The following is a 14,069-nucleotide window of genomic DNA, read 5'->3' on the forward strand; positions in this document are numbered from 1 at the left end:
CTCTCAAAGTCCCCTTGGCGACGGCGCGGCGACCACGCCCATCTTCTCCAATGCGTACGCGACGCGCAACGCGATGTCCTCGCGCCAGGGCGCGCAAATGATCTGCACGCTGATCGGCAGCGGCTCGAGCGGCACCGGCACGGCGACCACCGGCAAACCGATGAACGAGATCGGCTGGGTGTGGATGCCGATGTTGGCGCGCACCGGAAGCTCGACGCCGTCGAGATTGAAATTGACCTGGCCGAGTTTCGGCGCGGTGCAGGGCGTCGCCGGCGCGAGCAGCACGTCGACCGACTTGAAGATCTCGGCAAACTGGGCGCGATACCAGCGGCGGAATTTTTGTGCGCGGTCGACCAGCGGCGCCGGCACCATCGCGCCCGCGATCAGACGGTCGCGGACCGCCGGATCGAAATCGTTCGGCCGCTTGCGCAGGCGGTCGAGATGCAGCGAAGCGCCTTCGGTGGTGGTGATGACGTAAGCCGCCGCGCGGGCGCGCGAGGCTTCGGGCACGTCCACGACGTCAGTCGCGCCAAGCGCCTTGGCGACGCGGCTGACGGCTTCGACCGCTTCCGGGAACACGTTCTTCTGGAAGTGACCACCGGCGATCGCGATGCGCAAATCCGAGACTGGATTGGCGAGCAGCGGCAGCGTCGGCTCCAACCCACGCGTCGTGCAGGCGCCGTCGTCGGCATCCGGGCCCTGCATCGCGTCATAGGCGAGCGCGAGATCGGTCACCGAGCGGGCGAACGGGCCGAGATGATCGAGGCTCGCAACGAACGGGAACGAGCGCGCCCGCGACAGCCGGCCATAGGTCGGCTTCAAACCGAAGATGCCGCAGAAGGACGACGGCACACGGATCGAACCGTTGGTGTCCGAGCCGAGCGCGATCGGCACCAGGGCGCCGCCGACGGCACTACCCGAACCGCCCGACGAGCCGCCAGTCATCCGCGTGGAGTCATGCGGATTGCGCGAGGGACCGTCATGGACGTTCTCGCCCGTAAAATCGTAGGCGTATTCGCCCATGTTAAGCGCGCCGACGAGGACGGCGCCCGCGGCTTCCATGCGCTCGATCAACGTGGCGTCGCGCCTGGATGGTGCGAGGTCGCGATTGATCTTCGAGCCGGCGCGGGTCGGAAGCCCAGCGACGTCGAACAGGTTCTTCACCGCGAAGGGCACGCCGGCGAGCGGGCCGACGTCTTTGCCGGCGGCGATGTCGGCATCGATAGCGCGCGCTTTCGCGCGGGCGCGCTCGGCGGTGACGTCGGTGAAGGAATTGAGGATGGTGTCGTGCTGCTTGATGCGCGCGAGCGCGGCTTCAGTGGCATCGAGCGCGGACATCTTGCGGCCCGCGACCGCACTCGCGATCTCGGCGGCCGTCATCTCTGGCTTGGCGGTCATGGCAGCATCAGGCCGTGAAGATCGGCGCCGGCTCGGTCTCGTCCGGCAGCGCGAATTCGTCGACGAGGCGGGCGAGCCGCAGCGAGACTTCGAGATTGGCGCGCACCGCGGGCCGCCAGGCCTCCTCGACCGGCAGCCCCAGCGCTTTCGATACGGCGTCGATATAGTCGTCCAGCGGCTCGGCCATCACTCTCTCAAGCTAATCTCAATGCATCGGCAGCGGCGGATGCGGGATCGCCGTCAGCAGCTCCTTGGTGTAGTCGTCCTGCGGATCGCTCAAAACCTTCTCGGAAGAGCCTTCCTCGACGATCCGCCCCGTCCGCATCACAATGACACGATCGCACAACAAGCGCACTACATTCAAATCATGCGAGACGAACAGATAACTCATACCTAGCCTCGCCTTGAGATCTTGAAGCAGGTTCAGCACGACGGCCTGCACCGAGACGTCCAGCGCCGCGGTCGGCTCGTCCAGGATGACCAGCTTCGGATGCAGCGCGATGGCGCGGGCGATGCCGACGCGGGCCTTCTGGCCGCCGGAGAGCTGGTGCGGGAAGCGATCCAGCAGATTGTGCGGCAGGCCGACCATGGTCGCCAGCTCCTCGCAGCGGGCGCGAAGCGCATCGCGGCCCTTGATGTCGCCGAGCTGCATGATGGGGTCGGCGATGGCGCGCGCGGCGGTGAAGCGTGGGTTGAGGCTGTCGGTCGGGTCCTGGAACACCATCTGGATGCGACTGCGCTGCGGCAGCCGGGCAAAGGCTGATGGAGCGATGCCGCCGATGTCCTCGCCGTCGAACTGGATCAGGCCCGAGGTCTGGTCGAGCAGCCGCATCACCATCATCGACGTGGTCGATTTGCCGCAGCCGGACTCGCCGACGAGGCCGACGCTCTCGCCATGGCCGATCGAGAAGCTGATGCCGTCGACCGCGCGGAACACATCGGGCTCGACCGGCGGCTTGCGGCCGAACAGTTTTCCGAGCGTGGCGGTGGCGCCCTGGCGGGGATATTCCTTGACGAGCTTTTCGATGAGGAGAAGGGGCGCCTTCTCCCTCTCCCCGCTTGCGCTGGCCTGCCCCTTCTCCCCGCTTGCGGGGAGAAGGTTGGGATGAGGGGGATTCTCCGCGCGCACGGTGCTAGGAGAGTCCCCCTCACCCGCCGCGCTTTGCGCGTCGGCCTCGCCCCGCGTGCGGGGAGAGGCGAAGGAAGCGGCGTCATCCTCCGGCAGCAAGTCTCTCAACGACACACCAAGCCGCGGCGTCGCGCGCATCAGCTTCTTGGTGTAGGGGTGCTGCGGGTTGGCGAAGATGTCGGCGGCCTTGGCGGTCTCGACGACCCGCCCCTTCTCCATCACGACGACGCGGTCGCAATAGGCGGCCGCGAGACCGAGATCGTGGGTGATTAGGATGGTCGACATCGCGCGTCGTTTTGTGAGCTCGACGATCAGGTCCATCACCGCCTTCTGCGTGGTGACGTCGAGACCCGTGGTCGGCTCGTCCGCGATCAGGAGCTGCGGATTGCAGGCGAGCGCGAGCGCGATGACGACGCGCTGGCACATGCCGCCTGACAGTTCGAACGGATAGGCATGGTAGCGCTCGCGCGGGCGGGCGATCTTGACCTGCTCCAGCGCCTCGATCGCCTTCTCGCCGTGATCGGCGACCTGCGCCTGCTGCACATGGGTGCGCAGCACGTCCTCGATCTGGTCGCCGACTTTCCGAATCGGGTTGAGCGCGGCGCGCGGGTTCTGGAAGATCATCGAGACTTCGCGGCCGCGGAGGTCGCGCATCTGGTCTTCGGTCGCGGCCTTCACGTCGATGCCGGAAAACATCACCGAGCCCTCGGCGATCTTGCCGGCGCGGTCGAGGATGCGCATCACCGCGTAGGACGTCACCGATTTGCCGGAGCCGGACTCGCCGACGATGGCGAGCGTCTCGCCCTTGGCGACGGAGATGTTGACGTGCTGCACGGCTTTCACGATGCCGCGGCGGGTCGAGAATTCGACCGTGAGGTCCTGGACGTCGAGCAGCGGCTGGGCGGTCATGGATGTGCTCCGTCACTCAAAGAGTTCGAAAACAACCCCATGTACAGTAGAATGACATTGGAATCATTGAGGAATTTTTGACGGAAATTTGCCATCACGTCCTCCGCTGGGGGTCGACGATGTCGCGGAGGCCGTCGCCGAGGAGGTTGAAGCAGAACACGGCGATCATCAGCGCGAGGCCGGGGAACAGCGCGATCCACCATTCGCCGGAGACCATGAAGCCGGCGCCTTCGGCGACCATGATGCCCCATTCTGCCGTCGGCGGGCGGACGCCGAGGCCGATGAAGGAAAGGCCCGCGGCATTGAGGATGGCGTAGCCCATGGTCAGAGACATCTGCACGATCATGATCGGCATGATGTTCGGCAGGATGTGCACCAGGAGGATACGGAATTCGCCGTTGCCGGACAGGCGCGCCGCCTGCACGAAGCCGGCGTTGCGACGCACGTTCGCCTCGGCGCGCGCGACGCGGGCGTAGAGCGGGAAGTTGACGATGGCGGTGGCCAGAATGATGTTCTGTACGGTGTTGCCGAGCGCTGCGACGATGCCCATCGCCAGCACGAACAGCGGGAACGCCATGATGGTGTCGGCGATGCGGCCGACGATGCGGTCGGTCCAGCCGCCGAAGTAACCGGCCGCGATGCCCGCGAGCCCACCCATCAGAAACACCAGCACGACGGAAGCGACGGCGATGAAGGTGTCGAGCCGCGTTGCCACAATGACGCGGCTGAAGATATCGCGGCCGAGCTGGTCGGTACCGAACCAGTGAGCGGCCGACGGCGGCTTGAGCGCTGCTGCGGTATCGGAGGCGAGCGGATCGTAGGGCACCACATAGGGGCCGAAGATCGCGGCGATCAGGATCACGATCAGCAATGCGAAGGCAAAGCCCGTGACCTTGTTTTCGCTCAGCACATAACGGGTCTGTTCGAGGACGGCAGCGAGGCCCGATGTCCGCGCGGGACCGACGGGTTCAACAGCAGGCGCAACAGAACTCATGAATGCCTCCTACCCTTCCAGCCGCACGCGCGGATCGATCACGCCATACAAAATGTCGATCACGAGATTGAGCAGCACGTACATCACCGCCATGGTCAGCACGAAGCCTTGCACCGGCGCGAAGTCCGACGAGATCAGCGCTTCCACCGCGTAGGAGCCGATGCCGGGCCAGGCGAAGACTTTTTCGACCAGCACGTTGGCCCCTAACAGGAACGAGAACACCATGCTGAGCGTGGTGATGACGGGCAGCATCGCGTTGCGGAAGGCGTAGGTGACGATCACGGTCGACGGCGACAGGCCGCTGGCGCGCGCGGTGCGGACGAATTCGGATGCGAGCACCGCCAGCATCGAGGCACGTGTCATGCGCGCGATCGGCGCCAGCGAGAAGATCGCGAGCGTCGTTGCCGGCAGGATCAGCTGACTCAGCGCCGAGCGGAACGCCTCGACATCGCGCGCGATCAGGGTGTCGATCAGATAGAAGCCGGTCACCGTCGGCGGCGCGCTGTAGAACACGTCGAGACGGCCGAGCGGCGCCGGCGACCAGCCGAGCTGGAAGTAGAAAAAATACACCAGCACCAGGCCGGTGAAGAACACCGGCAACGAGACGCCCGCTGTCGTCGTCACCCGACATAGATGGTCCACCCATGACCCTGGTCGTGTCGCCGCCAGCACGCCGAGCGGGATGGCAATGACGATCGAGACGATCAGGCCGAGCAGCGTCAGCTCGGCGGACGCCGGCAGGCGGTTGCGGATCTCGGCTGCGACCGGCTGGCCCGTCGTCAGCGAGTTGCCGAAATCGCCATGAGCGAGATCATTGGTGTAGCGGAAGAACTGCTCGATCAGCGGCCTGTCGAGGCCGAGTTTTTTCCGGATCTGCTCGACTGCTTCCTTGGTCGCGGCGGGGCCGGCGAAGTACGCGGCGGGATCGCCCGGCAGCGCGCGGGTGAGCAGGAAGGTGACGATGACGACGCCGATCAGCGAGGGAATCGCAAACATCAGGCGCTTGCCGATCATGGTCAGCATGGTGCTCGCTCCGCTCGCGCGAATGGCGAATAGCGAATGGCGAGTAGATAGTGGTTATCATCTATATCCATTGCTCATCCCTATTCGCTATTCGCCACTCCCTATTCGCCTATCATCACCCCTTCGCCATCGCGCGATAATCCAGCCTGCGGTGGAACCAGTACTGGTAGCCGCTGATGTTCTTCTGCATCGCGACGTTGACGAAGGGCTGGTACAGCGGGATGCGCGGGATGTCGGTGAAGGCGAGGTCGACAAAGCCCTTCACGTCCTTGTCGTAGGTCGCGGTGTCGCCGGTGGCAGCCGCGGTGCGCGCGCCGTCGATCAGCTTGTCCATCTCGGCCGACTTGTAGCTCATGGTGTTGAAGACGGAATTGTTGCCGTGATAGCACCAGTAGAAGAAGTACTCGGGGTAATCGAGCCAGCCCGAGAATACGTTCGTGAAGAGCGGCATCTCTTTCTTGTTCAGCTCGGTGCGCCAGTTGGCGCCGGGCACCTTGTTGATGGTGGTCTTGATGCCGATCTGCGCGAGACTCTCCTGCACCAGCACGCAGAGCGGCTCGTTGACGCCGGCGAAATTCAGGTCGAACGAGATCGTCGTCTCGAAACCGTTGGCGAGACCTGCTTCCGCCATCAGCGCCTTCGCCTTCTCGATGTCGGTGTTGTATTTGTGCGGCTGCGGCCAGGCGACCTCGGTCGGCTTGTCCGCAGGTGCGCCGAACATCGGGTTGGCGAGGCCGAACATCACCGCGTCCATGATCTTCTGGTAGGGCAGCGCATAGGCGACCGCCTGACGGACCTTCGGATTGTCGAAGGGCGGCTTGGTGACGTTCATGCCGATATACTGAATGCCGTTGGAGAACGGCAGCGACACGACGTTGAGCTTGCCATTGGCCTTCATCTCCTGGAAGTCTTTGTTCGGCAGCTCGTAGGAGATGTCGGCGTCGCCGCGCTCCAGCAACGCACGGCGGTTGCCGGCCTGCGGCACCATGCGCCAGATCACGCGCTTGATCTTCGGCAGCGGACCGCAAGCCCAATCCTCGTTGCGCTCCATGATCACTTCGGTGCCGGCGGTCCACTTCGTCACCTTGTAGGCGCCGGAGCCCGCGGTCTGCTGCTTGGTGAATTCCAGGCCCCACGGATCCTTCTCGCTGGAATTCTTCTTCACCAGCTCGGAATTGACGATGCAGGGCACGATCACCGCGAGATCAGGGACCGTCAGCCTGTCCTTCTTCAGGAAGTCGACGCGCACGGTGTGGTCGTCGATCACGACGAACTGCTCGGGTTTTGTGAGAGAGCCCGCGCTCATCTGGAAGGTCGGGAAGCCGCCGACGCTGACAGCGCGGTCGAGCGACCACTTCACGTCCTTGGCGGTGACGGGCGTGCCGTCGTGGAATTTCGCGTTCTTGCGCAGCTTGAAAGTGACCGACATGTCGTCGATCTTGAACTCTTCGGCGAGTTCGGGCTTGAACTTGTCGCGGTCGTAATAGGGCACGCCGCCGGGGCCGGTCTTCATTTCGTGGCTGATCAGGCGATCGTAGCAATTCCACGACACCTCATAGCCGGGCACGTTGGTGCCGACGCCGTGGATGTCGAGATTGTTGGGGCCACCTTCCGAGACGATCAGCAGCGTCTCCGAGCGCGCATCGGCATAGGCGGACGAGATCACCTGGGGCATCGCCGGAAGCGCCGCGCCCGCGGCCAATCCCGATACGGACTTGAGGAAATCGCGGCGCTTCATGGCTACTGCTCCAACACAAAGGTTTTTGGTTGGAACTGGCTTCGCAAGGTTCGTGCCAGAGCTTAACGGAAGCTTATTCCTCAGCTAACCAACTGGCATAACGAGGGATTTCGGCCGATCTCCCGATCTCGCGGAGGAGCGACACATCACTCGTTTGCATACAATGAGAGGCGATTGCTCAAAATTTATGCTGATGAAAGCGAAGGCCCGCTCATTAGGCGATGACAAGCGCCCAGGCCGTCATTCCGGGGCGATGCGCAGCATCGAGCCCGGAATCCATTGGGCCGCACCATGCGCGGGAAGATGGATTCCGGGCTCGCCGCTTCGCGCGTGCTCCGGAATGACGGAGGGATGAGAAGCGAAAGCGCTCACTCTGCCCAGATCAATTCCTGCAGCTCGCCCGGCTGCACGTGTCAGTGGCGCAATCAAGTCAAGGCGTGGCGCTGAGCCGTGCCGGACATCCGGGCGCGTGATCTCGATGGAGTCCCGAGCCGCCATCGGCACGTTGCTCAATTCTATACTCAGGACCTGCGTCGCGTCTGCCCTGCCGCGGAACAAGTTGCACCGGCACAGAGGAGGGCGTCACCGAGACTGTGGCCGAGAATGTCACGGCAACATCCGATACCGGGACCAATTCGAACTCCCGGAGTACGGCGCTCAGGAAATCCGTCAGCAGGTGTTCGGCCTTGTGGCGCCCGATACAGTGGCGCGCTCCTGCGCCAAACGGCATGGCGCTCACGATGGATTCCGCGGGCCGTTGCCGGGCGTGCTCCGCGGCGAAACGGCACGGGTTGAACCGCGGCGCGTCCGCGAAGAGCGTTTCGTTGAGGCCGACGGCAGTCTTCATCCACATCACGTTCGTCTTCGCCGGGATATGGATGCCCTCCACCGCGAGCGACGCGGTCCCGGAGATCTTCGAACTGAACGGAACAGGCGGGAAGAGGCGCATCGTTTCGTGGAGGATGTTCAGCACGAAGGCATCTGCGACACCCCTATCCGCGTCGCCGGCCTGAAGCACCAGGGCCCTGGCCTCGTCCTGCACATCAGGGTTACGGGACAGCAGATAGAGCGCCTGGGCCATCGTATAGCTCATGGCGTCGGTGCCTCCCGCGACCAGCGAGAGCAATTCCTCGACGCTTTCCTCGAGGCTCCAGCCGGCCTTGCCGGCAGGCGGCGTCATATTCAGGCTGACCAGCGTTTCCAGCACGTCCCGCGGTGCATCGCCTTCTCCGCGAGGCATCAAACGCCGTTGCAGCCTTCGCTGCAGCGCTGCTCCGAGATGGTCGAACAGGTAACGATACGCGGTTCTGGCGCGGCTCGCCCTGACCGGGAAAAGCCATCGCACGAAGAAAGGATGAAACGCCCGGAAGCTGATCGCTTCCTCAAGCTCTCCAATCGAGGCCAAATACATAGAGAGGTCGGATTGCTGATCCCAATCCTCGCCGCAAAGGAAAGTACCCAGGCTGTTCGCGCTCCAACGATGAAGGTCCGCCTTCAGGCTGCCGTGCCGCGTGGTCCCGGCGCGCCAGGCCCGAAGGTAGAGCGCTGAAATCTCCGCCGGCCGGGAAGCCCCCTGCTGCACGGCGCGCGGCGTAAAGTGCGGGTTCATCTGCTGCCGATGCGCCGTGTGCCGCTCTCCCCGCTTCAGCCCCATCAGGCTGCGGGGAAGCACGGTGCTGTCGGCAACGCGGTTCGAATCCATATCCTGACGCCCGAGCTCCTTCGGCGCCACCGAGAGCGAGACAAAAGGCGTGTTGCCCCACGCCATGTGGACCCTCACGACCGGGCCGTACTCCCGATGCAGCTCCACGAGCGCCCGATCCCGGGCGCCATGCTCATGGAGCAGCAGAGACCTGAGGCTGCCGAGGAAGAACTGCGGCTTCGGACCGGGAACGTGAGCGTATCGCCGAAACTCGCGCCACCGCAGCGCCATGCAGGCAGCCAGCAGTCCGAGCGGCGCCAGCGCTGCGAAGAACCAGGGTTCGGCGAAAGACAAAGCGGCCGCGACGGCTAAGCCGGAGCCAACGAGCACGATCGCGACAGCGAAGCCGTAGATGGACTTGTAGAGTTTCAGGAGGCTTGCGGTCGTCTTCATCGCCGGGTCCGCCCCAGCGATTGGAACGAAGAAGAAGTCCGACTCAAGCCGATTCCGGCCGGAACGGCTGTCAAGACAGCGATAGTGCGATGCGAGCGCATGATGATCGTCCTATTTTCGCGACGGGGTATCCTGACCAAAGCGCTCGCAACCGCAGCAATTGCGGTCGCGCGCATGATGATCTGCAGGAGTTGGCTAATGACCGGACGCTAGCGCGCCTCGTTCTTCACGCACGAGCTCGCGATCCCGCTCTCGGCGACGGCGGGCTTCATCGATCTCCCAGGAGGCCCAGACTAAGCAGGCCCCCAAGGCAAACTGAAATCAGCATGAGTAAAATGTTCGATCGCTAACGGTCTGGACGGGGGCGCCCCAAGCCGGCGCGCCCGTTGCTGTGCGCATCGTTGATCTCCGAATATCCCTACGGAGAGAAGACCAGTCTTCCCAACACCCGCACGGAATATCGCGCCACTTGATGCGCTTGGGTACTACCTGAAAAGGTGGTCCCGCCTCTTTTGTGCTCACCGAAGACCGGTGACCTACACGCTCTTCTGGCGACGACGGGATGATTGCTCACGCCAGATAGTCCCACGCCTGGTCGAACGGCCGACCGCTCACTCCGCCCAGATCAGCTCCTGCAATTCGACGAGATCATTCGCCCTGTCCTGCCAGCCCTCGATGCAGATGTGGCTGTTGAGGTCGCTGGCGTGATGCAGCAGCATCAGGGCCATCAGGCGCCGCCTGAGCGCGAAGTCCAGCGTCGTGTAGCCGAAACCTTCGAGCAGGCTGCGCACCCGCCCCGGCCGGCCCGCCGCCATGAAGGCGCTGGGGCCGAGCAGATCGTAGTCGCGCCATCCCGCCCGCACGTCGCCGAAATCGAACAGGCCGGCGAGCGACCATTCGCCGTCATCGCAGGCGAGCAGAAAATTCTCGGGAATGTATTCGCCGGTGAGGATCACCGGCGGTGCGTCCATCGGAATGAGCCGGGCGGCGTCACGCAGGAGATCGTCGAGGCCGGCCAAAAATTTCGGCGCAAGGCCGAGGCGCTCGTGCCTGGCGCGGCAACCCTGCATCTGCTTGCGCATGAAGTCGTCCCAGCGCGGCTCGATGCTTGCGAGCGGCCCGAGCGGCGCGCGCTGCACGGATGCGATGGTCTCGCCGATCTGGCGCAGCAGGCGCTCCTTCTGGCCCTCGGCCAAGGACGGCCAGGCCTCGGAGCCGAGCGTGCCTGATAGCCACGTGATGACGAGATAGGGCCAGCCGTCGCGCGTCCCTTCCGCGACGATCTCGGGGATCGGCAGATGAAGGCGGCCGGCAAGCTGTGTAAGCGAGCCGCGCTCGGAGACGAATTGCGCGCGCAGCAGCGGCGAGAAGATCTTCAGGATCAGGCGCTCACCGAGGCCGACCACGAGATTGGTACCGGTCGAGAACACATGCGGCGAGCTGGTATCGAGACCGTGGCCGCGCGCGATGTCGAGCGCGACCGGCAGCCATCGCGACCGGTCGGCGCGCAAGACACGGTAGGCCTCGAGGCTCGTCGACGCGGACATGCCCCAGGCGCCGGCCAAATCCGGCGGCAGCGTCTCCTCCATCACAGCGGCAATCTATTCCAGGACATCTCTATTCCAAGACATCCTTGACGCTGTTCCTGATGGTCGAGGGGACCGCATGCTCGGGGACTTCGATCGTCTTGGCGCCGCGCGTGATCCGGTAGCTGAACGCGTCGGCCTGGCCCGGATGGGCGGCAGGGACCTGCTTCGGATCGGCAAACAACGCGTCCACCGTCTTCCGATCGGCGGCCGACAGATCCGACACCGCCACTTCACCGCGGCTCTTGAGGTGAGGCCCGCCGAATCCGGCGAAGCCGCCGACGCGCTCGATCTTCAAGCGATCCACGCTTGCTTCCTTTCGCTGGCCGGAGCCACGCTCCGTTGGAAGCGGAACGGGGCTCCAGATCTTGTCTTGACGCGTTCTCTCGGCGCGAACCGGTGTCGACGTCGCGCGAAAACGCTTCTACAGCCCGACCTTGGTCCATCCTGCATTGACGGCGGCGTAGACGGCGGCATCGCCAGGATACAACGTGTGGGCACCCTGCCGGGTCCTCGCCGCGAACGCCTTCATCGTCATATTCGGCGTCGGCCCGAAGCCGGTGAGCGAATGATACCACACCTGGCCGATCTTGGCCCAACTGTATCCGCCAAGGTTGGTGCAGGCCGTGTAGAAGGCGAGATTCGGCGGACCGCTGGAGTAGTGCGGATCCATGCCCGGCGTGATCTGGGAGTATTTGGTCGGCTGCGGCGCCAGGCAGTGCTTGGCGGCGGGATCGCCCATGTCGCGCAGGCAGGTATAGCCCTGCTTCTTGGCCGCCGGGCCCATGATGTCGCGCCCGATCAGCCAGTCGGCCTTCTTGACGTCCTGCTTGGCCTCCCACTGCCGGAACATCGAGCCGAAGCAGTCGGAGACGCTCTCGTTGAGCCCACCGGCATCGCCGCTATAGGCGAGCTGGAGGCTGTGCTGGGTCACGCCATGGGTCAGCTCGTGGCCGATGACGTCGTTGCCCTTGGTGAAGTCGATGAAGATGCTGCCATCGCCGTCGCCATAGATCATCTGCGAGCCGTTCCACATCGCGTTGTTGTACTTGTCGCCGAAATGAACCGACGACATCATCGTCATGCCGTGATCGTCGATCGAATTGCGGTTGAAGACCTGCTGGTAGAATTTGGCCACCTTGGTGGTCTGGTTGAAGGTGCGCTTGACCGACGCATCCGAAGACGTCTTCGGCCTCGCTATGGGCGTCCCCGGCAGCGTCTGCGTGTGCTTGCAGTCGTAGACCGTGACGGACGGCGCCGCCGCCAGCGTGACGAGCCCGCTGGCGCGCGCCGCGGCAACGCTGGTCAGGCGCGCGGCCTGGTTGCGCAATTCGCGCAGTTCATGGCTGATCTGGACGGTGTCGACGAGTTGCTTGCGAAGCGGAGCAGACAGCTTCTTGTCCTGCGAGAGCCTGGTCAGAACGTCGTTCGGGATAATGCAACATGCGCATGTCATTGACGATCTCCAATGCAGTTTCCGAAAAATGGATGGATGAAACGACCTCACGATCTTCCTGCCGGCAGCGGCAAGCGTCGGCGCCAGAGCCTGGCGCCACGCGTTTGCGATTATCGCAGGATCACGGCCCGTTGAATGTGATATCGAACACACTTTCGGGTTGCGGTCGGAGATGCTGATGAAGAAGGGGCGCGCGTGGTGCGCAAGCGGCTGCGCTTATCGCTCCGGACTTGCGCGCTCGAACTGGCGCAGCAGCTTGTTGCCGCGCTCGGCGGCGGCATCGAGCGCGGCTTGCGCGCTCTTCTGGCCGGTGAAGGCCTGCTCGAGCTCGTCCTCGATCGCACCGCGGATCAGCACGAAGGAGCCGAGCCGGATGCCCTTCGAGTTTTCCGTCGGCGGATGCAGCGTGATCTCCTCGAAGGAGATCACCGAGCCCGGATTGCGCTCATAAAAACCTTGCGCGCGCGTCAGCTCGAAGGCGGCACGGGTGATCGGCAGATATCCGGTGTTCTGGTGCCAGGCGGCCTGCACGCCGGGCTGCGACAGATAGGCGAAGAAGCGCGCCACGCCCTTGTATTCCTCGCGCGGCCGGTCGCGCAGCACCCACAGCGTGGCGCCGCCGATGATCGAGTTCTGCGGCGCGCCCGCCACGTCAGGCCAATACGGCATCATGCCGTAGCCGATCTCGAATTTCGAATTCGCCTTGATGTCGGCGCGCGTCGCCGAGGAGCCGATGAAGATGCCGCATTCGCCGTTCTGGAAGCGCGGCTCGGCCGATTGCCCGCGTCCGCTATAGTCGAACAGTTTCGTCTTTTGCCAATCGCTGAGCTGGGCGATGTGCTTGACGGCGACCGGATTGTTGATGGTCAGCTCGGCATCGAGACCAGCAAAGCCGTTGGTGCGCGTCGCCAGCGGCAGATTGTGGAAGGCGGAGAGGTTCTCGATGTGGATCCAGGACGGCCAGGACGTGGTGAAGCCGCACACCGCGCCGCGGTCGCGCAGGCGCTTTGCCGCCGCGCCCAACTCCGGCCAGGTCTTCGGCGGCGCCTCCGGATCGAGGCCGGCGTCGCGGAACATGGTCTTGTTGTAGTACAGGATCGGCGTCGACGAATTGAACGGGAACGACAGCAGATTGCCGGCCGCATCGGTGTAATAGCCGGAGACGGCGGGAAGATAGTCGTTGAGCGAGAACGGCTCGCCCTGGTCGCGCATCAGGCTGAACACCGGATAGATCGCGCCCTTGGCCGCCGTCATGGTGGCGGTCGCGACCTCGTTGACCTGGACGATCGCGGGCTGGCTGCGCGAGCGGAAGGCGAAGATCGCCGCCGTCACCGTCTCGGTGTAATTGCCCTTGTAGGTGGGCACGATGCGATAATCGGACTGCGAGGCGTTGAAGTCGGCGGCGAGCTTTTCGAGCTGTTTGCCGAGCTCGCCCGACATCGCGTGCCACCAGGCGATGTCGGTGGCGGCGTGCGCCGGGGCGGCCAGCGTGAGAGCCGCGAAGGCGGCGACGATTCGCACCAGGCGTAATGCTGAGGTCACGATGGCTCTTCCCACCTCGCGCCGAAAAAGGCGACCAGCGCCTGCTTACGGCGCGGCCCTGCCGGTTTCAACCGGGAATGACGTCCGGCCGCGCCGCACAATCATCCAGTGATCACCCCTTGGGCCCCGGGGCGGGATGGCCTTCCCTTAACCATCTGCTAGATTGCATTGAACCTTTTGGTCCCGCCATAGACTCCAC

11 protein-coding genes are annotated in these 14,069 nt (G+C 64.3%); all 11 read right to left on the reverse strand.

Annotation, left to right across the window (positions count from 1 at the left end; translation table 11 throughout):
- Positions 1-3 precede the first annotated feature (3 nt).
- A complete protein-coding gene (locus tag RAD16_RS15185) occupies positions 4-1,398 on the reverse strand; it encodes an AtzE family amidohydrolase (protein WP_458158690.1) in 1,395 nt (464 codons plus the stop codon).
- Positions 1,399-1,405: 7 nt separating this feature from the next.
- Positions 1,406-1,585, reverse strand: a complete 180-nt coding sequence (locus RAD16_RS15190; RefSeq protein ID WP_458158691.1) for a DUF4089 domain-containing protein — start codon at positions 1,583-1,585, stop codon at positions 1,406-1,408.
- A gap of 18 nt (positions 1,586-1,603) precedes the next feature.
- Positions 1,604-3,436 carry a dipeptide ABC transporter ATP-binding protein gene (locus tag RAD16_RS15195; RefSeq protein ID WP_458158692.1) on the reverse strand — a complete coding sequence of 611 codons (1,833 nt, stop codon included), beginning with the start codon at positions 3,434-3,436 and terminating at the stop codon, positions 1,604-1,606.
- Positions 3,437-3,530: 94 nt separating this feature from the next.
- Positions 3,531-4,430 carry an ABC transporter permease gene (locus RAD16_RS15200; protein WP_458158693.1) on the reverse strand — a complete coding sequence of 300 codons (900 nt, stop codon included), beginning with the start codon at positions 4,428-4,430 and terminating at the stop codon, positions 3,531-3,533.
- 9 nt (positions 4,431-4,439) lie between these two features.
- Entirely contained in the window at positions 4,440-5,453 is a 1,014-nt protein-coding gene (locus RAD16_RS15205) for an ABC transporter permease (protein ID WP_458158694.1), read from the reverse strand.
- Between the two features lie 115 nt (positions 5,454-5,568).
- A complete protein-coding gene (locus RAD16_RS15210) occupies positions 5,569-7,191 on the reverse strand; it encodes an ABC transporter substrate-binding protein (RefSeq protein WP_458158695.1) in 1,623 nt (540 codons plus the stop codon).
- 430 nt (positions 7,192-7,621) lie between these two features.
- On the reverse strand, positions 7,622-9,286 hold the full coding sequence (locus tag RAD16_RS15215) for a cytochrome P450 (protein WP_458158696.1): 1,665 nt from the start codon (positions 9,284-9,286) through the stop codon (positions 7,622-7,624).
- A gap of 611 nt (positions 9,287-9,897) precedes the next feature.
- Entirely contained in the window at positions 9,898-10,833 is a 936-nt protein-coding gene (locus RAD16_RS15220) for an aminoglycoside phosphotransferase family protein (RefSeq protein ID WP_458158697.1), read from the reverse strand.
- 70 nt (positions 10,834-10,903) lie between these two features.
- On the reverse strand, positions 10,904-11,179 hold the full coding sequence (locus RAD16_RS15225) for a protealysin inhibitor emfourin (protein ID WP_458158698.1): 276 nt from the start codon (positions 11,177-11,179) through the stop codon (positions 10,904-10,906).
- Positions 11,180-11,296: 117 nt separating this feature from the next.
- Entirely contained in the window at positions 11,297-12,328 is a 1,032-nt protein-coding gene (locus tag RAD16_RS15230) for a M4 family metallopeptidase (RefSeq protein ID WP_458158699.1), read from the reverse strand.
- Between the two features lie 216 nt (positions 12,329-12,544).
- The gene (gene ugpB, locus RAD16_RS15235) at positions 12,545-13,885 is read right to left on the reverse strand and encodes a sn-glycerol-3-phosphate ABC transporter substrate-binding protein UgpB (protein WP_458158700.1); all 1,341 of its coding nucleotides are present in this window, start codon (positions 13,883-13,885) and stop codon (positions 12,545-12,547) included.
- Positions 13,886-14,069: the final 184 nt, after the last annotated feature.

It is taken from the genome of Bradyrhizobium sp. 18BD (genome assembly GCF_054185225.1).

Bases quoted from the DNA above. Each gene is read 5' to 3' on its own strand.
- RAD16_RS15210 (WP_458158695.1), bottom strand. From the start codon at position 7,191: ATGAAGCGCCGCGATTTCCTCAAGTCCGTATCGGGATTGGCCGCGGGC.
- RAD16_RS15205 (WP_458158694.1), bottom strand. From the start codon at position 5,453: ATGCTGACCATGATCGGCAAGCGCCTGATGTTTGCGATTCCCTCGCTG.
- RAD16_RS15190 (WP_458158691.1), bottom strand. From the start codon at position 1,585: ATGGCCGAGCCGCTGGACGACTATATCGACGCCGTATCGAAAGCGCTG.
- RAD16_RS15215 (WP_458158696.1), bottom strand. From the start codon at position 9,286: ATGAAGACGACCGCAAGCCTCCTGAAACTCTACAAGTCCATCTACGGC.
- RAD16_RS15200 (WP_458158693.1), bottom strand. From the start codon at position 4,430: ATGAGTTCTGTTGCGCCTGCTGTTGAACCCGTCGGTCCCGCGCGGACA.
- RAD16_RS15230 (WP_458158699.1), bottom strand. From the start codon at position 12,328: ATGACATGCGCATGTTGCATTATCCCGAACGACGTTCTGACCAGGCTC.
- RAD16_RS15195 (WP_458158692.1), bottom strand. From the start codon at position 3,436: ATGACCGCCCAGCCGCTGCTCGACGTCCAGGACCTCACGGTCGAATTC.
- RAD16_RS15220 (WP_458158697.1), bottom strand. From the start codon at position 10,833: ATGTCCGCGTCGACGAGCCTCGAGGCCTACCGTGTCTTGCGCGCCGAC.
- RAD16_RS15185 (WP_458158690.1), bottom strand. From the start codon at position 1,398: ATGACCGCCAAGCCAGAGATGACGGCCGCCGAGATCGCGAGTGCGGTC.